23 protein-coding genes, 5 pseudogenes and 2 riboswitches are annotated in these 24,139 nt (G+C 46.8%); of the genes and pseudogenes, 6 read left to right on the top strand and 22 right to left on the bottom strand.

The window, feature by feature from the left end; all coding sequences use genetic code 11:
- Nucleotides 1-90: 90 nt before the first annotated feature.
- A riboswitch (M-box (ykoK) riboswitch) is annotated at nt 91-265 on the bottom strand.
- A 191-nt stretch (nt 266-456) separates the two neighbouring features.
- The 7 genes and pseudogenes from JSQ80_RS26875 to JSQ80_RS26905 form a co-directional block, all read right to left on the bottom strand.
- The gene (locus tag JSQ80_RS26875; protein WP_206097875.1) at nt 457-2,529 is read right to left on the bottom strand and encodes a serine hydrolase domain-containing protein; all 2,073 of its coding nucleotides are present in this window, start codon (nt 2,527-2,529) and stop codon (nt 457-459) included.
- 157 nt (nt 2,530-2,686) lie between these two features.
- Nucleotides 2,687-3,481 (bottom strand): GNAT family N-acetyltransferase, encoded by a 795-nt coding sequence (locus JSQ80_RS26880; RefSeq protein ID WP_240464325.1) that lies wholly within the window; start codon nt 3,479-3,481, stop codon nt 2,687-2,689.
- A gap of 326 nt (nt 3,482-3,807) precedes the next feature.
- Nucleotides 3,808-4,173 (bottom strand): GerAB/ArcD/ProY family transporter, encoded by a 366-nt coding sequence (locus JSQ80_RS29605; protein WP_272491217.1) that lies wholly within the window; start codon nt 4,171-4,173, stop codon nt 3,808-3,810.
- Nucleotides 4,158-4,799, bottom strand: a pseudogene (locus JSQ80_RS29610) (GerAB/ArcD/ProY family transporter). Before JSQ80_RS29610 ends, JSQ80_RS29605 begins: the two are co-directional and overlap by 16 nt.
- 27 nt (nt 4,800-4,826) lie before the next feature.
- Nucleotides 4,827-5,228, bottom strand: a complete 402-nt coding sequence (locus JSQ80_RS26890) for a spore germination protein (protein ID WP_206097876.1) — start codon at nt 5,226-5,228, stop codon at nt 4,827-4,829.
- A 470-nt stretch (nt 5,229-5,698) separates the two neighbouring features.
- Nucleotides 5,699-6,585 (bottom strand): annotated as a pseudogene (locus JSQ80_RS29345) (group II intron maturase-specific domain-containing protein); the annotation flags it as partial.
- Nucleotides 6,585-6,872: pseudogene (locus tag JSQ80_RS26905) on the bottom strand (molecular chaperone HtpG); the annotation flags it as partial. The pseudogenes JSQ80_RS26905 and JSQ80_RS29345, both read right to left, overlap by 1 nt.
- Nucleotides 6,873-7,036: 164 nt before the next feature.
- Here JSQ80_RS26905 and putP point away from each other — a divergent pair.
- From putP to JSQ80_RS26920, 3 genes and pseudogenes are all read left to right on the top strand, one after another.
- On the top strand, nt 7,037-8,533 hold the full coding sequence (gene putP / locus JSQ80_RS26910) for a sodium/proline symporter PutP (RefSeq protein WP_206097878.1): 1,497 nt from the start codon (nt 7,037-7,039) through the stop codon (nt 8,531-8,533).
- Between the two features lie 467 nt (nt 8,534-9,000).
- Nucleotides 9,001-10,109: pseudogene (locus tag JSQ80_RS26915) on the top strand (IS3 family transposase).
- A 60-nt stretch (nt 10,110-10,169) separates the two neighbouring features.
- Nucleotides 10,170-10,601 (top strand): TetR family transcriptional regulator, encoded by a 432-nt coding sequence (locus JSQ80_RS26920; RefSeq protein WP_206097879.1) that lies wholly within the window; start codon nt 10,170-10,172, stop codon nt 10,599-10,601.
- A 38-nt stretch (nt 10,602-10,639) separates the two neighbouring features.
- Here the strand turns inward: JSQ80_RS26920 and JSQ80_RS26925 are convergent, their stop codons facing one another.
- The 6 genes and pseudogenes from JSQ80_RS26925 to JSQ80_RS26950 all read right to left on the bottom strand — a co-directional run.
- Nucleotides 10,640-11,086, bottom strand: a complete 447-nt coding sequence (locus JSQ80_RS26925) for an RlpA-like double-psi beta-barrel domain-containing protein (protein WP_206097880.1) — start codon at nt 11,084-11,086, stop codon at nt 10,640-10,642.
- A gap of 21 nt (nt 11,087-11,107) precedes the next feature.
- Complete coding sequence (locus JSQ80_RS26930) at nt 11,108-11,653, bottom strand: hypothetical protein (protein WP_240464326.1); 546 nt, start codon at nt 11,651-11,653, stop codon at nt 11,108-11,110.
- Nucleotides 11,654-11,919: 266 nt separating this feature from the next.
- Nucleotides 11,920-12,501 (bottom strand): DJ-1/PfpI family protein, encoded by a 582-nt coding sequence (locus tag JSQ80_RS26935; protein ID WP_206098164.1) that lies wholly within the window; start codon nt 12,499-12,501, stop codon nt 11,920-11,922.
- Between the two features lie 80 nt (nt 12,502-12,581).
- Nucleotides 12,582-13,502, bottom strand: coding sequence for an alpha/beta hydrolase (locus JSQ80_RS26940; protein ID WP_206097882.1), 921 nt, complete (start codon nt 13,500-13,502; stop codon nt 12,582-12,584).
- A gap of 203 nt (nt 13,503-13,705) precedes the next feature.
- Nucleotides 13,706-14,524, bottom strand: a complete 819-nt coding sequence (locus JSQ80_RS26945) for a radical SAM protein (protein WP_206097883.1) — start codon at nt 14,522-14,524, stop codon at nt 13,706-13,708.
- Nucleotides 14,525-14,548: 24 nt separating this feature from the next.
- A pseudogene (locus JSQ80_RS26950) lies at nt 14,549-14,704 on the bottom strand (2OG-Fe(II) oxygenase); the annotation flags it as partial.
- 282 nt (nt 14,705-14,986) lie between these two features.
- Here JSQ80_RS26950 and JSQ80_RS26955 point away from each other — a divergent pair.
- On the top strand, nt 14,987-15,391 hold the full coding sequence (locus JSQ80_RS26955) for a hypothetical protein (RefSeq protein ID WP_206097884.1): 405 nt from the start codon (nt 14,987-14,989) through the stop codon (nt 15,389-15,391).
- Here the strand turns inward: JSQ80_RS26955 and JSQ80_RS26960 are convergent.
- The 5 genes from JSQ80_RS26960 to JSQ80_RS26980 form a co-directional block, all read right to left on the bottom strand.
- Complete coding sequence (locus tag JSQ80_RS26960) at nt 15,380-15,973, bottom strand: YdeI/OmpD-associated family protein (protein ID WP_206097885.1); 594 nt, start codon at nt 15,971-15,973, stop codon at nt 15,380-15,382. The two genes, JSQ80_RS26955 and JSQ80_RS26960, sit on opposite strands and share 12 nt — an antisense overlap.
- Complete coding sequence (locus JSQ80_RS30150) at nt 15,973-16,215, bottom strand: GrpB family protein (protein ID WP_206097886.1); 243 nt, start codon at nt 16,213-16,215, stop codon at nt 15,973-15,975. The genes JSQ80_RS26960 and JSQ80_RS30150 overlap by 1 nt, the downstream gene beginning before the upstream one ends.
- 30 nt (nt 16,216-16,245) lie before the next feature.
- Nucleotides 16,246-16,617 (bottom strand): iron chaperone, encoded by a 372-nt coding sequence (locus JSQ80_RS26970; protein WP_206097887.1) that lies wholly within the window; start codon nt 16,615-16,617, stop codon nt 16,246-16,248.
- Between the two features lie 292 nt (nt 16,618-16,909).
- Nucleotides 16,910-17,458 carry a methylated-DNA--[protein]-cysteine S-methyltransferase gene (locus JSQ80_RS26975; protein ID WP_206097888.1) on the bottom strand — a complete coding sequence of 183 codons (549 nt, stop codon included), beginning with the start codon at nt 17,456-17,458 and terminating at the stop codon, nt 16,910-16,912.
- Nucleotides 17,442-18,107 (bottom strand): bifunctional transcriptional activator/DNA repair enzyme AdaA, encoded by a 666-nt coding sequence (locus JSQ80_RS26980; protein WP_206098165.1) that lies wholly within the window; start codon nt 18,105-18,107, stop codon nt 17,442-17,444. The genes JSQ80_RS26975 and JSQ80_RS26980 overlap by 17 nt, the downstream gene beginning before the upstream one ends.
- Before the next feature lie 146 nt (nt 18,108-18,253).
- Between JSQ80_RS26980 and JSQ80_RS26985 the strand changes: the two genes are divergently transcribed.
- Together JSQ80_RS26985 and JSQ80_RS26990 are read left to right on the top strand one after the other, a co-directional pair.
- The gene (locus JSQ80_RS26985) at nt 18,254-19,231 is read left to right on the top strand and encodes a DNA-3-methyladenine glycosylase family protein (protein ID WP_206097889.1); all 978 of its coding nucleotides are present in this window, start codon (nt 18,254-18,256) and stop codon (nt 19,229-19,231) included.
- A 101-nt stretch (nt 19,232-19,332) separates the two neighbouring features.
- Nucleotides 19,333-19,782: a hypothetical protein gene (locus JSQ80_RS26990; protein WP_206097890.1), complete on the top strand. Its 450-nt coding sequence runs from the start codon at nt 19,333-19,335 to the stop codon at nt 19,780-19,782.
- A gap of 249 nt (nt 19,783-20,031) precedes the next feature.
- Here the strand turns inward: JSQ80_RS26990 and JSQ80_RS26995 are convergent, their stop codons facing one another.
- From JSQ80_RS26995 to JSQ80_RS27010, 4 genes are all read right to left on the bottom strand, one after another.
- Complete coding sequence (locus tag JSQ80_RS26995; RefSeq protein WP_206097891.1) at nt 20,032-21,378, bottom strand: alanine/glycine:cation symporter family protein; 1,347 nt, start codon at nt 21,376-21,378, stop codon at nt 20,032-20,034.
- Between the two features lie 152 nt (nt 21,379-21,530).
- Nucleotides 21,531-21,629: riboswitch (glycine riboswitch) on the bottom strand.
- 347 nt (nt 21,630-21,976) lie between these two features.
- Nucleotides 21,977-22,954, bottom strand: coding sequence for an aldo/keto reductase (locus JSQ80_RS27000; protein ID WP_206098166.1), 978 nt, complete (start codon nt 22,952-22,954; stop codon nt 21,977-21,979).
- A 42-nt stretch (nt 22,955-22,996) separates the two neighbouring features.
- Nucleotides 22,997-23,566 carry a DUF6022 family protein gene (locus JSQ80_RS27005; RefSeq protein WP_206097892.1) on the bottom strand — a complete coding sequence of 190 codons (570 nt, stop codon included), beginning with the start codon at nt 23,564-23,566 and terminating at the stop codon, nt 22,997-22,999.
- Entirely contained in the window at nt 23,563-24,051 is a 489-nt protein-coding gene (locus JSQ80_RS27010) for a MarR family winged helix-turn-helix transcriptional regulator (protein ID WP_206097893.1), read from the bottom strand. The genes JSQ80_RS27005 and JSQ80_RS27010 overlap by 4 nt, the downstream gene beginning before the upstream one ends.
- Between the last annotated feature and the right edge of the window lie 88 nt (nt 24,052-24,139).

Below are 24,139 nucleotides of genomic sequence, written 5' to 3' on the forward strand. Positions count from 1 at the left end.
TCCATTCGGAAGTTTCCCCCCTTTTCTAAATAAAATGAAATACCCTCTAGAATGACTAGAGGGTAAGTAATGAATGCGCACAAAAAAACATCCCGTTCCCCCAAGCCGAGTTTTGGCACTATACAACGTAAAGAGAAGCATTCATCTCTTAGCCACCTTATGAAAAGCCTTAATCCGGCAATCCCTGTTCTACCCATTGGCATCTTTCGATGTTTCCGGGCAGTGGCCTGTATTTGTATAGGAGCCTCACCTAACGAGGACATATCTATTACTTCTGAATCGTATCCCTATCGCTTGCAATTGTCAATAGCCAGGGCGAAAATCATAACGATTTGACCAAGTGAGTAAATCTCTGTAAAGGAAAGGTTTGCTCTTTATCCTCTTGACGACTGCAAAGAAATAAAGGCCGTCTAATGTCAATATCTTTTACTTTTACTCTGCCTTACTATTATTTGTCTATTGGTAACGAATTCCGAACTTCGTGCCAGCCTCGCCTGCGAATACGACTGTTCCGCTTTGCGGCAGCACGACCTTGTTCTTGCCGCTGACGACCGTATCGTTCATGCAAGCGCCTTTTTGATCGTATACGGCGAAGGCGCCGGTTTCCGGCATCTCAACCAGCATCGTCTTTCCTGCGGCTGCCGCAGGAATGCTGTACCATTTGGCGTGCCCATCCGCTTGGACGGTAACGGAAGATTGCTTGCCGGCATAGAGCGGCTTTACAGCCTCTTCGCGAACATACAAGCTGCCGGCTACATCCAGATATTCTATGCCATTTTTCGTATAGAAGTTGTGTTCCATCGCATCTCTGCTGCCCAGAAACGGGATATGCAGCTCGCTGACCGCCTTATCCGCCCCTTTTATCTTTTTATTCGCCCAATAGCCAGGAGCGTCTTTAACGGTGGCGACTTGAATGGAAGGCATAGAGATGAAATACCACATCGATGTATATTTTTCGTTGACTGCATAATATTTCTTGCCTTCACGATTCGCCCATGCCGCAGCCGCATCTGCCGATAATGGATTGGCTTCAAGCTTCTCGGCAGTATATTGCGACAGCGCCGTCTGTCCAAGGCCCGGCAAGGCGGAATACGTTCTAACCCATAAATAGGTCCGTCCATTGTCCTCTGTAACAAAGCTGGCCTTTTCGCTTCCATCCGCATTAACGAAAGAGCCATCAGCGGTATACGTGTATTTCGCAACGGGATATTCAGGCAGCATAATCATGGATACGGACAGCTCGCCATCAGCGCTGACTTCTATCTTGGCCAATTGGTTGAAAGCGCCGTAAATGCCTGCGTTCTTCGCGACTTCCTGCGGCATGTTTGCCTTTACGGGCACGCCATGCGACTTCGCCGGTTTCCGTTCTTTAATAACGCCCTTCTCTTGCAGCGCGCTAAGCAGCATCTCATTCGCAAATACTTGAGCGGTCATGCTGTCGCCGCCCGAGGGGAGAACGGCTGCTGCCATGTTATGCTCCGGAAGAACGACCAGCGATGAATGATACAGTATCGTATCGCCGCCTTTCGTGAGCGCCTTAATGCCGTAATCGCTGAATGGGAACATGTTCACGCTATCCCAGCCGAGCCCGAATGCGAATGACGAATCGGCATCTTCCGGCCACATGCCTCTTTTGTACTCTTCTTGCTCCATTGCCTTTACCGATTGGTCAGAAAGAATGCCGTCTGCTTGCCCTGTGAAGATCTTTGCAAACGAAGCGATATCTTCGGCTGTTGAATAAATGCCGCCCGTTCCGATGACATTTACGGTGTCTCTTGGAAGCTGCCCTTCATAAGTTGGATAATAGAGTCCCGCCATCCTGGCTGGATCTATCTGCTCCAGCGGCGTCTTCGTATTTGTCATGCCTAAGGGCGCCGTAAAATACTTGTGTATAAATGATGTGAAGTCCATGCCGCTTACTCTCTCAACCAGAATCTCAGCTAACGTAAAGCCGTCGTTGCAATACACCGAGAACGCGCCCGGATCCGCCTTTAGGCTTTGAACAGCCAGTTGTTCCAATAATGCATCATGCGCATGGGTATCGTTATCGTCGAACAACATGGCACTTCCAAGTGTTGCTCCGCCAAGACCGGAGGAATGGTTCAACAACATGCGCGGAGTAATTCGTTTGTAACGATCGTCTTTCATTTTAAAGTCGGATATATAACCTGCTACCGGCGCATCCAAATTCACCTTTCCTTCATCCACCAGCTTCATCACTGCAGCCGCGGCAAACATCTTGCTCGTAGATCCTACCCCATACATCGTATCGGCAGTCAATCCCGTGTTCCCCTCTTTATCGTTCGTGCCGGAATGGCCTGATACGACGATATTGCCGTTATCAATGAGCGCGTACTGCACGCTCGTGATACCGTAAGTCTCCGTTAAAAGCGCGGCCTTCTCAGCGGCTATTTTCCGAGTTTCATCATAGCCAGGTTCATTGTTGTTGCTTGCCGCCAGCGCCATCATCGGAGCGAGCATGGATAGCACCAGCGCCACTGCCAGCGTCCAAGCCAGTCTTTTTCTCATTTTGTTGCCTCCCAGTATTCATTGTGTTAATCATCTATATTACGAATGACGTGCGCCAATCGTTCAATTACTGGTTAATAACAAAAAAGCGTGCAATCTCTGCATCTATTGATACAAAGGTTGCACGCTGAAAGCCGAGCATACTAGCGGCTCAATGTCATTGAACTTCCAACATATTTCTATTCTCATACACCAAGATGTTGCACACCTCTCTGAATCCGGCACGCCGATATAGGTTTGCGCCTGCCTCTGACGCTTGAAGCACACATAGCCCGTCATAGCTGTTCTTGATCTCTGATAAAATAGAGTTGAACATGGCGGAGCCCAGCCCTTTTTTCCGCTGCTCTGGCAGCGTCGCTATATCATAAATTCCAACGCTGCTGTTAGAATACATTGAAGATCCTATGCATGCTGCCTTTTCATTCATGAACCCGATAAATAATTTCAGATCTGAATGATTGTATAACGTTGATTCTGAAAGGCTATCGTAGTACTTTCTCACATTAACGCCTTCCATACTATTCCCGAATAAAGAAGACAAGGCGGCCCCAAATTGTCTTACTTCCATAGGTGAACTGACTCGTCTGACCGAAAAGCCATCCGGCATTTCCGCGGCGGGGTGCAAGTCCGATGTATATGCATACATGCCGATATTGACTTCGGAGAGAAACAAGCCATGCTTCACGATTGCTTGCCGGGTGCTATCTCTTATATTGTCCCAGCACCATAACGACATTGGGAAATTCTTATCCGTAAAATAGTCCACCGTTTCATGAAGCAGACGCTGATCATCTGCGCTATCTGTGAACAAGACACCGATATTGAACGTATCTGCCGGCATGCCGCAATCTACATATAGGAATTCATCCGTTTCTTTGATGAACATTCCTGTGCTTTTACTTGCAACATACGAAACCTTGTGTACAAAGTTTTGTTGAATCATTGCAGCCATTTTTTGATCGTTCATGTGAACCTCATCATTGGCATTCTTATATTTCATTCCAATCACTCCTTAAAAATGTTGATTTAAGGAATGCAAGTCTGCGTTCTAAACAAGGTAGACAGTCAGAATGAATGTCGGCGATCATTTATTTATCTCCATGCAACCATCGCCATTTGTTTATCGTGCAGACATTGCATGGAGTTCCGTGAAGATAATAGCCGAAGGAAAAAACATGTACTCGCCTCCCCCTATCATAATTACTCAATTGTACCATAAATGTAATCGGGCATGATTTCTTCTCTCCAATATGATCAGCCGGCAGCGGCATGCCTTCCTTATTCAATCGTGCCTGTGCGTACCAGATTGACCTGAACGCGGGACTCAATCTTTGCCTCGGGAAACAAGGTATGCCATTTTTCCCGGCTCAGATTGGAATGTCTCACGGAACTGCGGTACACTTGCGGTTCCACCCGAATAAGTGTGCCGCTCCCCGCATGACAATCCAAGCCGTTAGCATGATTCCCGGCAAATACGACGAACATCCAGACTGGGATTGCGATGAATTCCAGACGTTCCAAGAACGGGTATTTGATAATTTTCAATAAATTGATGGAGCCCCATATCGTCTTCAGCATTTGACGTTCACTGAAGTACACGACTGACACCAACATAATAATGAGATAGATTACATTGGTGAACAAGATGTCTTTGCTTGCGTGTAGCGCATCACTTTGTCCTTATCGCTTACATGCCGGTACAGAAAATAGATGACTTCAAATCCGGTAATTGTAAATCCCATTCTTGCCGAGGCCGAGGCCAACTGTCGCACAGACGTATCGAATAGAGGCAGTATCCGGCTCCATTCCATATACTGCAGCGGATAATAAGATGGAAGTCATCAAAATCATAAGAAAGCTGATTAAACAAATTTGCAAGGGGACCCGAATTCCGCCAAGACTGCATAGACCGTGAGAATCAGCAAAAGCAGCGCTAACAGCCATGTAGGAAAGTCGGGAAAAATCCACGACTGCACCGCTTCGATATAGGTCCCGATTATCGTCGTCATGATAGTGATGAAATACAGCTTGACACATAGGCTCAGTCCTCCCCCAATCCACCTGCCGAACAGGGATTGATGAATCCCGTATAGATCAGCGGATTCATGCTTCTCCAGCGTCTTCACCATGAACCATACCGTCACATGCGTGAACAGCCCGGCGAGGATGACGGCGATCCACGAGTCGTGGTCGGCCTGCAGGTAGATATAACGTTGAAACCCGAATATTCCAACTCCAATCTGAGCGTTGCATATGACGAACATCAACATAAACGCGCTGAACAGGTTCGCGGCTTTTCATTTATCCCGGCAATCGCTGATTGTAAAAGGTTTGGCACTCTCACTGCTGAGGCGGCCCGTCGTGTTTGAGATTTTCGATTCCGGCATTAACACATCGTGAGCCGTGGCGTCTTTTATGCGGAATGGAGGAATCGGATAAAAGTACGGCCTGCCGAGACTCGTCTGCCGAATCAAGTGCAGCGTCACCAACAACGTAATGAACACGATGCCGATATTGCCCCATATGCCTGCAAAAATAATCATCGGATAACGAACAAGCCGCAAACTGCTGCTCATCAAATAGTTCGGCGTCGTAAAGGAACCGAGCGCCGCCAACGCGACGAGCATAATGAGAATGTTGCTGGTGAAGCCAGCTTGTACGGCGGCTTGGCCGATAACGATACCGCCGACGATGCCCATTGTCTGCCTCCTTTGAGCTTCGTTATTGTCGCGTTGTGCGCTTCTATTTCTTGGTGGTCGCGTTGCATAACTAAACAAATTATCCCCTTTCCTTTTATGTAGATAGAAATCTCCTCTCCACGCAATTACGAATGATAGGATCACCGATAGGAGGAATACCCAACCAGATCGATATACTTTTCGTTCATTTATTGTTCTTTTCTGTAATGAGCTGATCAAACCCGCTCCCCCCTTTTTTCAATTATAAAATTTATTGGAAAGATCGAGAAATAACCTCGGAAATAAAATAGGACAAGTAGTATTAAGAGCCACTACTGGTGAAACGCTCATATGACGGATCCTTGGAGAAGCTAAAGTGTAATGCCCTTCCCATTATTGATGGATCTAGGGAATCGAGTCGGAGGGGGCGGCTAGCCCCCGTCCGCTCACACCACCGTACATGCGGGTCCGCATATGGCGGTTCCAAAAGGTTAACAAAGCTCTAAATAACGAAAAAGCAGACTTTTCAGCCCTTTCGCTTCCCAGTAGGAAGTCGGGAGGGCATTATTTAAGTTTCGGGACATTTCCCATGGGCCACGGCGGGAAGTGGCCATCATGAAAGCCGCCCAATCGGGTTCTCCCAGTCCCCGGAGTTCGCGGATTCGGGTACGTACCCATTTCCACTGTTTCCATAGGCACATGCGCAGCCTCCGACGTATCCATTGGTCGAATCCTCACAATACCCCTTCGCCGATGCCAGTCGGAAATAACCAATCCAGCCCATGAGGTATCGGTTCAGCCGGGTAATGCGCTCTTCCATCGACATCGGGCGGGTTCGGTTCGTCAGCTCCCTTATCTTCTCCCTGAATCGGGGTTTTGGGAGCCAGTCGAATGGTCGCCTGTCGGTTCGACAGGAAGCTAAAGGCAAGGAATTTACGGTTCCATGGACGGTCCACCGCACTCTTTTCCCGGTTTACCTTCAGTTTCAGCTTTCCCTCCACATAGCGAGTGACCGATTTCATGACGCGTTCGCCTGCGCGCTTGCTGGCAACGAAGATGTTGCTGTCGTCCGCATAGCGGACGAACCGTAATCCTCGTCTTGTCAGTTCCTTGTCCAAATCGTCCAGTAGGATGTTTGCCAAAAGCGGACTTAACTGCCCGCCTTGCGGCGTTCCCTCTTCGGTTTTCTGACAGACCCCGTGTTCCATCACTCCGGCGTTCAGATAGGCTCGAGTCAGTCAGAACTCTTGTCCCGCACTTTCGACCCACTCTGGTCATAAGTATCATCGTGGTTCGGGCGGTCAAAGAACTTCTCCAAGTCCATATCGACGACCCATCTTAGGCCGTTTTGGATATAGTGCTGCGCTTGCCTTACCGCAAGTCATGGTTGACGTTGATTTCCAGCACCTTGTCCGCCTGAACGTTCGGCACCGCCTTCAAAATTTTCTCCATCTCGATGGACAATTCGCCTTCGCTGGAGAGGCAGACCGGATGGGACTTCAGCCGCTTCGATACCTTCACGTTTTTCACTTTGTCCTTCAAAATCTCTTTTATCGCATCGAACAGCTCTTGATTGTCCTTATCTTCGGCCGCGGAATCCTTCTCGCTGTCGTCCGCGTCGATCCCCAGATCGCCGTTGGAGACCGATTTGAACTTCTTCTCCTTTATAGTTGGCTGAATCATTCCCCCCATAAAATATTCTCTAATGAAAAAAAGTTGACCTAATTTAGAACCGCAATCTGACGATAGAAAAATTTCGAAATTCAGGTCAATATGTTAATGTGATGGTTATACATTAAATAGTAATCATTTCTAAGCGAGGTGGGAAAATGTCAGAAAATACCCTAAAAATGATTGCCATTGTGATATATATGGCAACTATGCTAGGTATAGGGTGGTATGCTTTCCGCAAAACAACAAACTTGACGGACTATATGTTAGGGGGACGTTCCTTAGGGCCTGCTGTAACCGCTTTAAGTGCTGGCGCTTCCGATATGAGCGGATGGCTGTTAATGGGGCTTCCGGGAGGGATTTACCTGACGGGACTGTCAAATACCTGGATTGCCATTGGCTTATCGGTTGGCGCCTATCTTAACTGGCTGTTTGTTGCCCCACGTTTGCGCACATACACGGAAGTTTCCGGGAATTCCATTACCATTCCGTCGTTTTTGGAAAATCGATTTAAGGATAGCACCAAACTTCTGCGGATCGTTTCCTCCATTGTTATCCTTATTTTCTTTACATTCTATGTTTCCTCAGGTATGGTGGCAGGAGCCGTCTTTTTTGAAAACTCCTTCTCCCTTCCTTACATAGCGGGGCTGCTCCTCGTTTCCGGAGTGGTTGTTGCCTATACATTGTTTGGGGGCTTTCTTGCTGTCAGTTGGACGGACTTTGTCCAAGGGCTTATCATGCTGCTTGCCCTTATCCTTGTACCGTTGTTAGCGATGAGCGAGACGGGTGGGTTTGCTAACACAGTTGATACAATCAGATCCATAGATCCGTCCCTACTGGATTTATTTACCAGAACTACTGCGCTCGGCATCATCTCCGCAGTTGCCTGGGGACTTGGCTATGTTGGACAACCACATATTATCGTCCGCTTTATGGCCATCCGCTCTGTACAGGAGACCAAAACTGCGCGACGTATTGGTATGGGCTGGATGGTTGCCTCATTACTTGGCGCTTCATTAACAGCATTGGTTGGTCTTGCTTTTTTTACACAAACAAATTATACATTGTCTAATCCAGAAGCTGTCTTCATTCAACTTGGACAAATTTTATTCCATCCGTTTATTGCCGGACTTGTCCTTGCTGCTGTATTGGCTGCAATAATGAGCACGGTTTCTTCTCAGCTCATTGTAACCTCTAGTGCATTAACAGAAGATTTATATAAGCTGCTTCTGCGTAAAAATGCCTCTGATAAAGAACTTATGTTCTTTGGGAGAATGGCTGTTCTAACGATTTCAGTCATCGCCTGCCTGCTCGCGTTGGGCGGTGAAAATAAAACCATTTTAAGTCTCGTCGCTTATGCCTGGGCCGGTTTTGGCGCTTCCTTTGGCCCCGTTATCGTGTTAAGCCTGTACTGGAGAAAAATGACCAATTGGGGTGCCATTGTCGGAATGTTAGCAGGTGCAGCAACAGTAATTATTTGGAAAAATATTGATCTGCAAATTACTAAAGATATATACGAAATCATTCCCGGATTTATCGTCAACCTTATCGTCAGTATTGTCATAAGCCTGTTTACCTATCAACGGGACGAAGCTATCGAAAAAGAGTTTGATACCAGCTTGAAACTGTTACATACAAATGTAGAAGAAGCATGATCAATTGCGGGTAGGGGGGATTCCCCGGAGATTCCCCCCACCTCTGTATAAACATCACCGTATGTGAAAACGATCCTCAGATGGAGCAAGCCAGTCCACGTTCGGGACGTTCCACCCTAAAGTTGACGCCCGTGCTGGGTTAGAGTAAAGGGCAGATAATTTTCTGTCCCTCCTCATCAAACCGTACGTGAGGTTTTCTCTCATACGGCTTTCCGATGTTCGTTTATTGAGAAGTTTGCGATCTATGCCTTTTTCAACATGATCAACTTAACCACCAGATATACGATAACAGTTACGACGAGCACAGTAAGCAGCATATTCATTTTTTCCAGCTCTCTCGTTAACTGACGCAACTGTATCTCTACACCCCACAACGATTGCCCGGTTCGATCTGGTGCCAGACTCAATATTGGACACGGAGAACCGAGAATGCGAAAATAAAATCATTCTTAATTGAGGTGTCCGACATGACGAAAAAGTACGACAAAGAATTCAAGTTGCAAACCGTTCGACTCATTCAAGAAGAAGGAAAGTCGGTGGCGCAGGTAGCTCGATAAATGGGCGTGCATGAAAATACGATTTACCGATGGGTCGCCGAGTTTAAACAAGACGGCAATCAAGCGTTTCCCGGTAGCGGGCAACTGAAGCCAGAAGAAAAGGCCATGCGTGATCTTCAGAAGCGGATTCGTGATTTGGAAGAGGAGAACGAAATCTTAAAAAAGGCGATGCACTACTTTGCAAAAGACCGGCGCTGATCTATCAATTTATTCATGATCACCGCTTCAAGCTCCGTGTCGCGAAGATGTGCACCGTATTTGGAATCTCCCGAAGCGGTTATTATGATTGGACTCGGCGAAAAGAAAGCAAGCGTAGCAAACGCCATGAGTGGCTGAAAAAGAAAATTCGCCGCATTTTTCTTGACAACAGGCGTCTTTACGGAAGCAGGAAAGTCTGGGAAACCCTAAAGAAGCAAGGGATAGAGGTAACCGAGAAAACTGTTGCTCGTATCATGAAGGAACTGGGCCTTAAATCCCGTACGGTCAAGAAATATAAAGCGACAACGAATTCCAAACATAACTTGCCGGTCGCCGCAAATGTGCTGAACCAACAGTTTCAAGCGAGTGCGCCTAACCAGATCTGGATGACAGACATCACTTACATCCCAACCGATGAGGGGTGGCTTTATTTAGCCAGCGTCATGGACTTATACAGCCGTAAAATCGTAGGATTTCATATGGATGAACGAATGACCAAGTCACTTGTGATCAAGGCGCTAGATCAAGCCTACCGAGTTCAAAAGCCACGCCGCGAAGTCCTCCATCACTCTGATCGCGGAAACCAGTATGCTTCTCAGGAGTACCAGGAGCGGCTTAAAACGTATAAGATGAAAGGCAGCATGAGCCGCCGTAAAGGGAATTGCTATGATAACGCTTGTATCGAGTCGTTCCACAGTGTACTGAAGAAAGAACTCGTATATTTAGAGAAGTTCAAGACCCGCAAAGATGCTAAGGCTCGGATTTTTGAGTACATTGCTTGCTTCTACAATGGGAAACGAATCCATTCCTCAATTGGGTAATCTACACCCAATCAATACGAACGTATGTACCGTTCAGCTGCGTAAATCTCTCGATTCTTTGTGTCCAATCTATTGACAGTAGTCCAGTTTATTAGAGAGGCTCTCATCTCCCTTATTCCTGAAAAGGGATTTGATTCCTTAACGGTTCAGGATATTACAGATCGTGCCGATATCAATAGATCCACTTTTTATTTTCACTATCGCGATAAGCAGGACTTACTGCAGCAAAGCATCGATGAAATGCTCGCAGAGGCTGTCAATTCCATACAAACACCGGATGCGTCGCCTCTCCTTTCTCATCTCGGCTATAGCCCCGCCCCCACCTTTGTCCGGATGTTTGAACATATCGGCAACAACCGTGAATTCTATCAAGTCATGCTGAAAGGGGTGCCGGGATTCGGATGGCGTGTCCTTGAAGTCATTAAAATGTCGTGCTATGAGGGAATTTCTGCATTACAGCCGGATACGCAGCAATATCGAGTATCGAACTAATAGTAAAAGGCCGCCCCAAGGGCGGCCCGAGACTTGATTCAGGAGATGACCGTGTAGCTGAATTTCTTTTTGCCGAAGTTGATAGCTGCTTGATGTGTTGTTGAGCTATATTTTCCAAAATAAACATCGATCCATCGATAGGTAAGGTTGCCGGCATTATTAAGATCTCCGGTATCTTCAACGACGAATGTATTTAAAGAGTGTCCGCCAGGAATCGTGATCCGCTGATTATGATTCAGTACAATCATTGCTCCAAATCCATATAAGGGTTTATTCCAATTGCTGCTGCCCCATGAAGTCGGGTGAACGGCAACACCGCCAACATATGCGCTCTTGCCGCTGGCAAAGACAGGACTATTGTCTCTAGGGGCTCCTGTGTATGCTGTAAAGTCTTGATTGGTATAAACGGTGTCCGCAAAAGCCGCCGAGGAGGTTGCAAGAGCCAATGCAACAGAAATAACCATTGCCAAAAGCGACTTTTTCATAGTCATTCCTCCTTATAAAACCTATTCGTTCATAATCTCTCCTGAAAAAGAGTCATAAATGATCTGTTGCGGTTTTGTAGTGTTATCAAGACCGACGACGGTGATTGTAGAGTGGCCATTGGATGCTTGAAGAACAAAATGATACCCGTTGGCCCAATCGATACCAGGCAATAGATTTCGTTCTTGTTTGCTCTTTATTACTAATTGGGGACTATCCATATTGATTCCTTCACTTGAGACAACCATGTCAGGACTAAAAGGCCCTACTCCGGGATAAACCTTTTCCGCACGGCCATTGCGTATTGATACGACTGCCCGCCTATGATCCGGAGTACCGACTTGCAAGTTCCATCTGCTCCTTTTGCCCTCCTGGCCGCTTGTTTCTCCAAGCCCATCATCTACACTTGTCAAATAAAGCGGCACAGCGCTTGAATCCCATTGCTTTGCTTTCAGCATCCCTACATGCAAGGCTTCTTTTACAGACAACTGTTGCAGATCTATACGGGAAACGGACATATTGCTGTAAACTACGAAAGCACAAGCCAATACGATGACAATGCCTAGCATAGCACAGACTATTTTCCTCATATTTCTAATACCTCTCTGTATTTTTTAGCGAATTCTAGTCATTCTCCTATGGACTATTGCAAATGAGTTTCTTTACGTACTACATCATATGAGAGCTGAGAGAGTAAAGATTGTGTGTTATTCTCTTTCTGATTCCCATGTTCATCTGCTAAGCTGCAGTCCTGCAATCTGCGCATTCAAAAAGCCGGCCAATAGAGGCCGGCTTGCGGATATGATTCTTTCGACGCATAACAATGATTACCGAATTATAACGAAGAGATAAATAGCCCTTTGCCCACTGGCTGCACCGTCTCGAGAACGCGTTCAGCCATTTCGCTGCCCATTAACGTATGTATGACCCAAGATGATAGATCCTGTCCGGCAAGACACCCCGCGGCCGTGCTTACGTTGCCATGGTTCACAAAGCTGTCGTTGACAACTTCAACGCCAAATGCGGACAATTGAGCGGCCGCCGTCGGATAGGTAGTAGCCCGCTTGCCGGTTAAGAAGCCCAGGGCTCCGAGCAGCAAGGCTCCTGAACACATGGAACCGATTAATTGTTTATCTGGAGAAAGATTGAATCGGCTTACATATGCAGGATTCTGAAACAATTTCAAAACCCCTTTGCCACTGCCGAATAGGACTGCGTCGGATGAATTAGCCTCCTCGATCATTCCGTGCATAGGTATTCTAAGTCCTGACATTGAAATATGCGACGGTTCTGTGCCGACAAGCTTTACTTCCCAATCTGCAATCCCACCTACCAATCGAACCCGATTCAATAAGTCCCATGTCAGGAATGTATCAAGATCCGTAAAATCATCAAAGCAAACAAGGGAGATTTTCAACATATTTCACTCCTTCTGCTTTTATCATTCCATCATCTTATTCGGCCGGAACGCAAATTATCCGGAAAAAGCACGCTCATTTAGCCGTTTGCCATAATCGACGCGACATCCCGGAGCGCTGTGCGGCCTGCAGGGCTGATGCCCGCCAGCTGGAAGAAGCCGTGATTCACCCCAAAATATTTGCGGCATTGCGCTTCTACGCCAGCTTCAAGCAAACGGCGGTATAGCGCTTCACCCTCATCGGCGAGCGGGTCGAATTCGGCAGTCAAAATATGAGTGTCAGGCAGTCCCGCAAAATCATTCCGGAATAAAGGACTTGCCTCCGGGTGAGCTTTGGGTGTGTCGGCCAAATAGGCTTCGAAACCGCTAAGTAAAGTGTCACGGGTGATGACATAATCATCGCCGAACTTCTTATAACTTTCGCTTGAACCGTGCGCATCCAACATGGGATAGATTAAAATTTGCCGCGCAGGCATCCACTGCCGTTGCTCCTTGAGACGCAAACAGGTGACCAGTGCCAGATGACCGCCTGCGCTGTCACCTGCCAGCGTAATGTCATCCGGATTCCCGCCCCATGACAAGGCGTGTTCCCGCACGATCTGTGCGGCCTGAAGCGCATCGTCATGCGCAGCCGGATACACATGTTCCGGAGCCAAGCGGTAATCGACAGCAGCGACTAACGCTCTTCCTCTATTGGCTAACAGCCGCAGTTGGCGGTCGTGGGTGTCATGATTCCCGCTGACAAAACACCCTCCATGATAATAAATCATCACCGGAAGGTTAGATTCATATGAGGGTCTATATATTCGGAACGGTATCCCATGAAGCGTGAGATTCTCGATTTTCCATACGGACACCTCCTCCCCTGCAAGCGGGATGGAATCCACATACCCTTGCCGGCGTTCTTCGATACTCTGATCTCTGGCCGATGGCCGCCCCGCTTCGATAAAGTCGTTCACCAAGCTGCGGATGCCTGGCTCCAGGTCATTCACATTCATCATGCAAGCTACTCCCCTTTTTGTTTCACATGAGAGATACGGTGGCGCCCCCCATTACTGTCCATGTTACATCTGTTCAAGAGCAGGAAGCAATCTATTTTCCAGCTTTAGGAGCAGCGGCATATAAGAGGTTGCATGTTACACTCAATACCGGCAATAAAAGAAAAACACCATCCTTATGGACCGTGTTAGAACGAACGACAGTCTTAAGGCGCGAAGCCTTTCTGACTCAAATAGACCTGATCCTTGGCAAAGACCTGCAGAAGTCTATCGTACACAAGACGATATGCGGAAGGATCGTACCAAGCTTCGAGACCAATCTCTTCGTACAGCGCATATATGCCTAAATTTTTGGTCCTTCTGCCGCCGCTGCCGTCTCCCATAAAATAATCATCCACACAGACGCGGTTCACCAATTTCTTTAATGTTTCCGGGAACCGTTCACTGCTGGGCAATACCGGAGCTATGGTCGCTTGAACCGGCACGCCCGCATCTGTCAGAAGCTGCATAGTCTTGAGCCGGGCGCCAATCGGCGGGGCACCGGGCGTGAAATGTTTGCGTATATCCTCCCGGTCAGTTTCAACGGTCATGCTCACTCTTACTTTATCTTTCAATAGAAGGAATAGATCAATATCTCTCCGGACTAATGGACTTCGGGTCTGCACGAATAAAAAATCAGGCGGATCTTCAGCCATGACTTCCAGCAAAGCTCGGGTGACTTTCTCCTTGTGCTCAATGGGTTGATAAGGGTCGGTGCTGGATGACATGAAGATCGTCACCTTCCCTTTTTCCTTCGCTCTGCGAAGCTCTTTGCGCAGTAACTTAGCGGCTTCCTGCTTAATGTCCACCCAAGTCCCCCATGCCTCTTTACGGAACGTCGCCACAGGCATTTGACGCACATAGCAGTATGAACAACCAAATGAACAGCCTGCATATGGATTCAGGGAGTGGCTATATTCGGACAGAAACCCCGTTCCTTTATTAAGAAGCGTCTTTGGATATTTGTAAAAAAACTTACTCTTCACACGCGAATCCCCCTGCGAATACACTCATTTTGCATTGTGGAAAATGATACCCAGACTGTACCTACTACCCGATGTAATCGTACTGACGCCGTGCCGAAGCGTAGCTCTATAGTACCCGCGCGATCCGGAAACAGGACGATGATTCGTCGGGAAGATAAGCCCAGCTCCTTGTTCCAGTGATCTCCATTAAACTGTACAAAAATACTGATAAAGATAGGATATAAAATGCAGAATATCCTTATTATTGAATTTTCGGAAATGTGTACATAAACATGATTACTTGGAGGACAAATGGGTCAATTGGCATACGTCAACAATAGCAACTCAGGATTGCAGGCTGTGCAACAACTATGTCTTTAAACCGGGTATTGATAAATACGAACAATGGATAAAATGGCTGCGGGACTATTCCGCCTTCCTAAATCAGCGCATGAATGAGATCCTTTTAATTATGAAGGAACAATGCAGTTCATCACTCCTATGAAGCCAATCCCAAGGACTATCGGATTAACTGAAAGTGATGATGTATACTTTCCAAATATTGAACAAATCTTTGAAGGGTACAAAAATGACAAGAACAAAATAATTAACGAGCTCCACTTCATCGAGGCAACTTTCATTGAGCTTTATAATGAGGGTAACAATTTAAAAGAAGAGCTTAATCAAAGAAAAGATGAAAGTGAGGAGTTAAGGCTGAAAAACGATGAGATACGGCTTTTACGGGAGCAGGTAAAACATTATGAACAAATGTACAATCAGCAAATGATTTCAAGCGCATTCCCTCACCTACAATCTCAAAACCAACTTAAAGATAATTTGATTAAGTTTGATTCATTTATTTTCTCATCGAATATATTAATCATTTAATCCCTTTCCATTGAGAATTTTCTGCATACATTTTTCAACCCTTGACTCTCGAGTTTTGGATTGTTTGGGTTCAGAAAAATAAAGAATGTATGCTCTTTGCCGTCCCGGCGTCAATGCTTCAAAAGCAGTTTTCAAGGCAGGGATTTCATCGAATTTATTTTGAAATTCTTCAGGAATTATGAATTCTGTATTCTTTTTAAAATTCACTTCCAAACCGGCTTTTTCAACTTCAATGGCTTCATAAATATAGGCTTTCAAGATGGTCTCCATTTCAACTATTTCTTGAAGATTGGTGAACCGAATCTGGCGCGCGGCCTGTACATTCTCCGTTTGTTGGATTAGAATCCCATGGGCATCCTGTAACAAGGCACCTTTGTGAAACAGAAGCGCACAATAGTCTTTAAATCCATGTATTAAAACTATGTTTTTTTTCTCAAACGTGTAACAAGGATGCATCCACTTAAATTCTTCTGTCAGCTCACATTCAAGAACGATATTTCTCAACTTCTCATATTCTTCCTTCCACTTTATAGCTTTACTTAAATATTCATCAACCTTTGGATTCATTCTACTCTTTGTCATCAAGGAACACCCCTCTTCAATTTTTCGATCAGCTGACAGTCAAGAATGATCATTCTCAATTTCTCCAATTTTTTATAATAGGACATTAATTGGTGTCGTGTCAAGCAGACCTGGCTTGAAAAGTTACAGAGCTTATGTCGCTTAGTTTTACCATTAGTATAAGTTGTACGGTCTTTTGAGGTCTTTGCCAACTCTTTTTTTAACTTTGTGTACTCAGCGACCGCCTCTGAATTGGTACGCAACCAAAAAAGTGGTTGCTGATACGCTCATAATTATTTCCGCCAAAAAGTTGAACAGTCTGCCTTATCCAAAATATTAAACTCGATCATTTTCTCAAGTAATGAGAAATCAACCGGACTATCCCACTGGATACGTACCAACTGCTTGGTGTGATCATAGCCAGCCTGCACAATTTCATCAGAAAAATGATTAATCCCTGCCCTTTCAGGGGCAACAGCCAAATGATGTTTGGCTACGCTAAAGCCAATAATAAATGTGCCGTGATCGGTAAACATAGGCTGATTCCACGCAATTTTTGGCATTAAATTTGGAAATTTCTTAGTTACCCAAGCCAAAACTTCTTCCGTTCGGTCCCGATGTTGCGGGTTATCAATATGCGCTAAATATTCTGTAAAAACTTCCATGTTGTTCCCTCCTAAAATAAAAATTATGTCGTTCAGACAAATTCCTCAAACCCATTCGTTTGTAATTTTTTAAACTTCTACCAATAATACACAAACTTGTATTCCCCACTTCCGAACCGGTATCTGGCCATATCTATTGTACTTCGAAAATTGGATTCCTCATCATCACGTATCTATAATGGCACGACACTGCCCTTTGTCCAATAGAGTTGGAAGCGCGGCATAACCCTTCTCGTCCAGCGAGAGCTGCAACGAATTCCAGTCCATAGAAGCAATGCGCTCTGCGAGACGATTAGGTATGCAGCGGACTCCTTTCCATAAGCAAGCTTTCACATTCCAGCCGCAGCAGCTGTTTCTTCATTTCTACGCCGCCACGATAACCGGTCAGCGCGCCGTTTTTACCGATTACCCGATGGCAAGGGATTGTAATCAATACCGGATTGGCGCCAATGGCAGCTCCTACAGCACGTACCGCGGCCGGTTTTTGAATGTGATTCGCGATGTCGGAGTAGGACTGGGTCTGCCCGTACGGAATTTCGCGCAGCGCGTTCCACACCGCTAATTGAAACGAAGTGCCATACAAATCGGACGTCATGGCAAAGGACTTGCGTTTCCCTTGGAAATACTCCGTTAATTCAGCCGCATACGGGTGCAGTCTCTTATCATCCTGCAACAAAACACGGTTCGGAATACGGTTCATAACCCATTGGGATAGCTCTTCAAATGACTTATTGTGAGACCCTACATAACAAAGCCCTTTTGAGGTTGCAGCGATATACATGCGCCATTGTTGATGAACAAACAACGTCCAGTAAATCGCTGTGTTATGATTTTCTTTCATTGTCCAGCACCTCCGCGGTTAATTTATTGCTGTATAATTGGCGATAGTCTGTCGGCGTATGCCCCGTTCTCTTCTTGAATAACGTTATGAAATAAGCTGTATTGGGAATGCCTACACGGAGTGCTATCTCCGCGATTGCTTTATCCGAAGTGGTGAGATGCTCAATAGCCTTCGACATTCTCGTCCGCTGAATGTACTCGACCGGAGTTATTCCCTTGATCCGCTTGAAGGTGCGGTGCAAATGATAGGGGCTGCCATGACACACCTCGGCCAATGCTTCCAGCGTTAAAGTTTCACTGTAATTCGTGTCGATGTATTGCGTGATTTGAGCCACCCAATCATCATCAGGCAATCGTTGTCCGCTCGGCTTGCATCGTTTGCAGGGGCGAAAATGTTCTGCCATGGCCTGCTGCGCGCTTTGAAAGATACGCACATTTGCCATATTGGGAGGCTTTGATTTGCAAGAGGGCCGGCAAAAGATGCCCGTGGTCTTTACGGCGTAAAAAAACTTGTCATCGTAGGACGCATCGTTTTGCGTTATGGCGCGCCACATTTCGTCCGTTATGCCTTCCTCGCCCGTGCCTGCAGCAGGTTCGTGTTGAACTGCGATGCGCAGATTATCATGTTCCGGCTCTTTTTTATATTTCATCATGCTCGCCTCCATTCACAGTATAACCCCGTTGATGGCCGCATGTACGTTTCTGCGAATATAAAAGCAAGATATCAAAATCGCATCCAATCATTTTATGTTAAAACTAAAAGAGGAAGAAGAGAACTTAGAAGGGGAGGATTGTCATGACAAGCAATGCGATATATCCGGAGCGGGATGACTCATTTAGCGTGTCCGGTCTTCCGCAAGGCTCCTGGGAAGACAACGGGCAACAATTGAAATTGTTTGTGCCGAAAGAATTCAGCTTTTCTGAAAATATGAAATATCTGTCTAATGCCTCTAACGAATGCTTGTTTCATATCGAAGACGATAGGATACGCAAAGCTGTTCCGATCGGGAGGGAAACGCCAATCATTGAAATTAGCGCGGAGGATGATAACGCGCTTGCCGTCCGTTTTTTGGGGCATACAACGCCTGCTTGCCAACGGGTTCGCGCCGCGGTGGCTTGTTATGTAAGCGAATGGTTTGATTTGGAGACCGATTTGCGCCCCTTTTATGATTTAGCTAGAAATGATTTATTGCTGCACAGAGCGGTCAGAGAATTTTATGGACTGCGCAATATCGGAATTCCCGATTTCTTCGAGGCTTTATGCTGGGGAATCATCGGACAGCAAATTAACCTTGCCTTTGCGTATACCTTGAAAAGGCGTCTCGTTGAAAACTTTGGCCGCAGCGTGGAGCTGGATGGAAAGCAATATTGGTTATTCCCTGACCCTCATGATATTGCGGCATTATCGGTCAGCGAGTTGTCAGCATTGCAGATGACGACCAAAAAAAGCGAATATCTCATTGGGGTAGCCCGCTCGATCGCCGAGGGCACATTGTCGAAAGAGCAATTGCTGGCCGCAAAGGACTATAAAAAAGCGGAAAAGATGCTGGTCAATATTCGGGGAATCGGACCGTGGACGGCCAACTATGTTCTGATGCGCTGTCTGAGAATTCCTTCCGCCTTTCCAATTGACGATGTTGGACTGCATAATGCAATCAAACATGTTATGGGCACCGAAAAGAAACCGACCAGAGAGGAAATCTTGAAGTTGTCTTCATCGTGGACAAATTGGGAATCCTACGCCACTTTTTATTTGTGGAGATTCCTTTACTAGGGGATGCGAATTAATGTGGCAAATAATTAGTTCCGTCATACGATATAGCAGGTGATCCGCCCATAAATATCAAGTAGGTGTTGTTATTGAGGCAAAATGAGATGTGGCAGCCTGTTGTAACCGCATTATACAACAGCCTGTATGCTGAACAGATGGTTTGTTCCATTAGCACGGAGTTGTTTCATATCCCCGAGACGAAAGATTTACAAGGAAATGCAGAGATGCATGCAAGCCTTGTCCCGGCATCTTATCACCGGGTAACGGCAAGCGGTTCCGCGCAAAGATTGCTGAATGGTGAAAGTGCGCCTTCTCTTGTGGAAACATTGGTTGCCTGCATACAAAGTGCCGAACAGTTGGATCGCAGCGTGCATTCCGGTTTACTTATCATGAGGGATGCGGCCCCTGCCGCTTTCAAACCCGTAATCGAAACCATTATACTTTGGCAGGATTACGCCGAAGCGCATCTGCAAACCGCAAAGCAATCCACGATTCAAATTACGGGCATGTCCCTGCGGAGGATGGGACACTCGTTACATTATCAAGCTCTGTAACAGAAATGCATTGCAAACAACAAGCGCCATCCTCAGGTGGATGACGCTTGTTATACTTAGATAACCGTCTATTTTTGAGTAAATAATGTAACCGCTGCCTCCAATTCTTTTCGTATCCGCTCAGGGGGAGTCAATATCAGGTTTATATTTTCGTCCAATGATCACAACATACACAAAAAAATCCCGTCTCATTGAGAGACGAGATTAACCCGCACGATTCCGATGGTTCCAACCTTTCCTTTAACTCTCTTATTTATGTGTTTTCATATGCTTCAGATAAAGACGAGTTTCTGCCGCCACCACACCTGACAGGCCTAGCAAAGCAACGAGGTTCGGCAGAGCCATCAAGCCATTCGCGATGTCCGACAGCAGCCAAATCGCCTCCAGCTTGATGAACGCGCCCAAGCCGATCAGGACGATGAATACGATGCGGTAAGGCAAAATGGATTTGACTCCAAATAAATACACGATGCAGCGTTCGCCATAATAATTCCAGCCCAATATCGTCGTAAAGGCGAACAAAACAAGACAAATCATTAAAATCATGGACCCATAAGGTAGCGCCGCATCAAACGCAGCTTGGGTCATCTGCGCTCCATCAACTGCGCCATTCCATACCCCGGTCACAATCAATGTCAGCCCCGTCAGCGAACAAATGATAATCGTATCGAAAAATGTTCCCGTCATAGACACAAGTCCCTGCTCCGCAGGCCACTTCACCTTTGCCGCCGCTGCCGCGATCGGGGCGCTGCCCAAACCGGATTCATTGGAAAATACGCCTCTTGCGATCCCGTTGCGAATCGCCATCATGACAGTTGCGCCGAGGAATCCGCCCCCTGCCGCTGTGGCATTGAAGGCGCTATGAAATACGAGCGAGATAGCATAAGGTATCTGTTCGGCATAAACAATAAGCACGATACCGCTCGATATCAAATAGATAATGGCCATCAAAGGAACGACTTTAGTCGTTACATGAGAGATGCTCTTAATCCCCCCGATTGTCACCAAGGCAACCAAAAGAGTTACCACACCCGCCGTAACCGCCACAGGGATACCCAAGCTTGATTGTGTGGACGACACGATTGCATTGATTTGCGGGAATGAGCCAATCCCGAACAGTGCGACCAATAACCCGCTTACGGAGAAGAAGACGGCAAGCGGTTTATATTTTATACCCAAACCTCTTTCAATATAATACATGGGGCCGCCCGATATTTGCCCATTTTCGTCAATTTTCCGATATTTTACGGCTAGCAATCCTTCTGCGTACTTGGTCGCCATTCCAAAGAACGCCGCGAGCCACATCCAAAATAACGCGCCCGGTCCGCCGATTTTAATCGCCGTAGCTACCCCGACGATGTTGCCCGTTCCGATCGTTGCCGCCAACGCGGTAGCGAGCGAGCCGAAGCTGGTTACGTCGCCCTCGCCTTCATTTTTGGCCTTGAACACGAGCTTCAAAGCAAGCGGCAGTCGAATCACCTGCAGCAAACCAAGGCGAAATGTAAATAAAATACCCGTTCCTACCAATAAAATAAGCAGCGGCGGCCCCCATACAAAACGATTCACGCTTTCTAGCCATTGTTCTAACATGTGCATTGAAATTCCCCTCATATCTTTTTATTTATTGCCGAACGACATGAAAAAGAGCCAAATCGGTTGATTTGACTCCGGGGACAATTTTTGCAGAATAGCAAATACGAGAATAAGTGAAAATAGTCACAGTTCCAACCCGAAACGATGCCTGCACTTCTGCAATCCCTGTCCTTTTACCTGAGAGTTTTAACGTGTGAAATCACCCGTATTGCCCCTTCGGTGCTCCATAACGGAGTCTCTCCAGAGTCCTGTCCATCTACGGTCCTGCTTGCATTGCATTCGAATTGAACATTCGATAGCTCAAGCGCCTGAGAGCTTCACCCCTTCGGCCAGAATATGCCTGTCTCCCGTAAACTTCATCCAGTTATAAAGTTTAGTATTCATTATAGGGAACAGCCCGTTATTTCGCAAGGATAATCTAAATGGGAATATATCCCGATGCTTTGTTCAGCCTTCTTCATGAACTTTCATGAATATATGCAATGTTATGCGACGGAAATGTTTATTATGCGAATAAAAAATCTCGTCCCATGAGGAGACGAGATGAACAACGGTGCCAATAGCCGCTTCCAATCCTTTTATCCAATTAGGAAAAAATATTTCACTCCGGCAACCGGTAAACAGCAAATGGCTCACCATAACGGAAAGGATAACTGATTTGATCCAGCTCCTCCAGTTGGCGCTCATCCAATGGTATCGAGATGCTTTGCAAATTCTCCTCTAATTGCTCCACCTTCGTAGCGCCTACGATAACGGTCGAGACGCTTGGCCTGTGAATGAGCCATGACAGGGAAAGGGCACTGGGAGTGCAGCCTAACTCTTGTGCCGCAGTGCTAATATTTCTGCTCAGAGCAAGGCGTTCATGATTAAGAAACCGGTTAAAGTTCGGATCGGTATCCGCCCGCGATCCTTCCGGCACTGCCTCAATGGAGCTGTATTTCCCGCTTAAAATACCGCCAGCCAACGGAAAATACGGGATGATTCCTATCCCCTGATCCTGACATAGAGGGACGAGCTCTCGCTCAGGGGTCCGATCGGCGAGAGAGTAGCTTGTCTGAATGGAGACATAACGGTTCAACCCAAGGCGTTCGCTAATCCCCACCGCCTTCATCAGCTCCCAGGCGGCATAATTCGATGCCCCGATGTAGCGCACTTTTCCCGAACGCACCATATCTTCCAACGTCCTTAATGTTTCGTCCAGCGGTGTATATGGATCGAACGTATGGATTTGATAGAGGTCGATATAATCGGTCTTTAGCCGCTTCAGACTGTTGTCCAGCTCGTGCTGCAAGTGATACCGCGACGATCCGCGCTCATTGGGACCTTCCCCGCGCACTAATCCTGCCTTTGTCGCCAGCACAACTTCATGGCGTCGCCCTTCCAAAGCCTGCCCAATAATACGCTCCGATTCGGAGTTTGCGTAAATATTGGCCGTGTCTATGAAATTAATGCCGTGATCCAAAGCATGATGTATAATCCGGATCGAGGTCTGTCTGTCGGAACGTTTCCCGAATGCGTTCGTCCCCAATCCCAATGCAGACACTTTCAACCCGCTATTGCCCAGACGGCGGAAATTCATCATAACCAGCTCCTCTTTTCAATATTCAAGTGTCCATTACAGCTAATCGATGGAGGGGCTCTTCAACTCTTCCTGTTGCTGGCTGCGCAAGTACTCTTCGTATTCAACCGTGAACTCACGCGCATTCTTGAAGTCGGCGGAGCGGAGAGAGAGGGCTGCTGTGACAGCCTCTTTACCCGTTTCACGCAAGGCGATGAGTTGAGGCTGGCGCGGAACGCGGAACTGCGTGTGGTCGTGATGCACAATCGTTACAATGGTGCCTAAGGCTTCTCCATCCGGCGAATGCACGGTGCTCCACATCCAACGTTGCTGGTCGTTCTTCTCCTCGTTGCCCCATTCTCTCGAGATGTCGAAATCGCCCGGGAATCTGGGCTCGGGGCGCAATCCGGCTTCTTTAAACTGCTTATGAACAGATAGAAACAATAAGTTCAAATACGATCCATACGCCATATCGCCTGCCTCATTATAGGCTTTCAGCAATTTCCCCCAATTGTTCTGCAGTATGGATTGCCAATTTTCGCTGATATGTCCTTCGATGTAATGCGCAATCGCATCAATGCGGCTCTCGTTGCTCTCCTGAAGAAACTCCATTGGCGGCTTCGCCTGATTCATGTCGTATCCCCTTTCAAATGTTCTTCATCCAACGACGGCAGCATATCTGCTTCGAGGCTTTCGCTTACTTTACGCAGCATCGTGATGGCTTTTTGCAGGCCTTCCAACGAATGTCTCCTTCCTATTTTATTGGCCCATTCCGCTTGGTGAAGCTTCACATATCCAAGCGCTTCGCGCCCCATGGGAGTCAACGCCATGAGCTTGGCACGGCGGTGATTCGGGTTCTCGTGATACGCGATGAATCCGTCCCTTTCCAGAGCGTCGGCAGTTTGCTGCACGCTCTGACGCGAGAGCCCCATCACCCGGGCGACATGAGCGACGGGAATAGCTCCATGCTCCACCACGCCAAGCACCTGCCAACGGGCGCTGCTTAGGCCAACGGGCTGAGTGATTCGGTCTCCCGCCTCCAATAATAGACCGTTGAGGCGAAATATCGCGAGGACGAGTTCAGTATAAGCATATCCATTATTTGTTAGTTTGTTCATATGACAACATTATGTCAAAATGACAGGTTCCTGTCAATATAGGGCGATACGAAAGTAATCCGTTTGGGATGACATAAACTTGAATTTG

The organism is Paenibacillus apiarius (assembly GCF_017052585.1).
GTDB lineage: Bacteria > Bacillota > Bacilli > Paenibacillales > Paenibacillaceae > Paenibacillus_B > Paenibacillus_B apiarius.

Excerpts from the sequence above, each read along its gene's own strand:
- JSQ80_RS27000 (WP_206098166.1), bottom strand. The coding sequence starts at position 22,954 with ATGAATTTCCGCCGTCTGGGCAATAGCGGGTTGAAAGTGTCTGCATTG.
- JSQ80_RS26940 (WP_206097882.1), bottom strand. The coding sequence starts at position 13,502 with ATGATGAATGTGAATGACCTGGAGCCAGGCATCCGCAGCTTGGTGAAC.
- JSQ80_RS26995 (WP_206097891.1), bottom strand. The coding sequence starts at position 21,378 with ATGCACATGTTAGAACAATGGCTAGAAAGCGTGAATCGTTTTGTATGG.
- JSQ80_RS26975 (WP_206097888.1), bottom strand. The coding sequence starts at position 17,458 with ATGAAAGAAAATCATAACACAGCGATTTACTGGACGTTGTTTGTTCAT.
- JSQ80_RS26925 (WP_206097880.1), bottom strand. The coding sequence starts at position 11,086 with ATGAAAAAGTCGCTTTTGGCAATGGTTATTTCTGTTGCATTGGCTCTT.
- JSQ80_RS26890 (WP_206097876.1), bottom strand. The coding sequence starts at position 5,228 with ATGGGCATCGTCGGCGGTATCGTTATCGGCCAAGCCGCCGTACAAGCT.
- JSQ80_RS26990 (WP_206097890.1), top strand. The coding sequence starts at position 19,333 with ATGTGGCAGCCTGTTGTAACCGCATTATACAACAGCCTGTATGCTGAA.
- JSQ80_RS26955 (WP_206097884.1), top strand. The coding sequence starts at position 14,987 with ATGCAGTTCATCACTCCTATGAAGCCAATCCCAAGGACTATCGGATTA.
- JSQ80_RS27010 (WP_206097893.1), bottom strand. The coding sequence starts at position 24,051 with ATGAACAAACTAACAAATAATGGATATGCTTATACTGAACTCGTCCTC.
- JSQ80_RS27005 (WP_206097892.1), bottom strand. The coding sequence starts at position 23,566 with ATGAATCAGGCGAAGCCGCCAATGGAGTTTCTTCAGGAGAGCAACGAG.
- JSQ80_RS26960 (WP_206097885.1), bottom strand. The coding sequence starts at position 15,973 with ATGACAAAGAGTAGAATGAATCCAAAGGTTGATGAATATTTAAGTAAA.
- JSQ80_RS26875 (WP_206097875.1), bottom strand. The coding sequence starts at position 2,529 with ATGAGAAAAAGACTGGCTTGGACGCTGGCAGTGGCGCTGGTGCTATCC.
- JSQ80_RS26930 (WP_240464326.1), bottom strand. The coding sequence starts at position 11,653 with ATGCTAGGCATTGTCATCGTATTGGCTTGTGCTTTCGTAGTTTACAGC.
- JSQ80_RS26985 (WP_206097889.1), top strand. The coding sequence starts at position 18,254 with ATGACAAGCAATGCGATATATCCGGAGCGGGATGACTCATTTAGCGTG.
- putP (WP_206097878.1), top strand. The coding sequence starts at position 7,037 with ATGTCAGAAAATACCCTAAAAATGATTGCCATTGTGATATATATGGCA.
- JSQ80_RS26880 (WP_240464325.1), bottom strand. The coding sequence starts at position 3,481 with ATGGCTGCAATGATTCAACAAAACTTTGTACACAAGGTTTCGTATGTT.
- JSQ80_RS26980 (WP_206098165.1), bottom strand. The coding sequence starts at position 18,107 with ATGAAATATAAAAAAGAGCCGGAACATGATAATCTGCGCATCGCAGTT.
- JSQ80_RS26970 (WP_206097887.1), bottom strand. The coding sequence starts at position 16,617 with ATGGAAGTTTTTACAGAATATTTAGCGCATATTGATAACCCGCAACAT.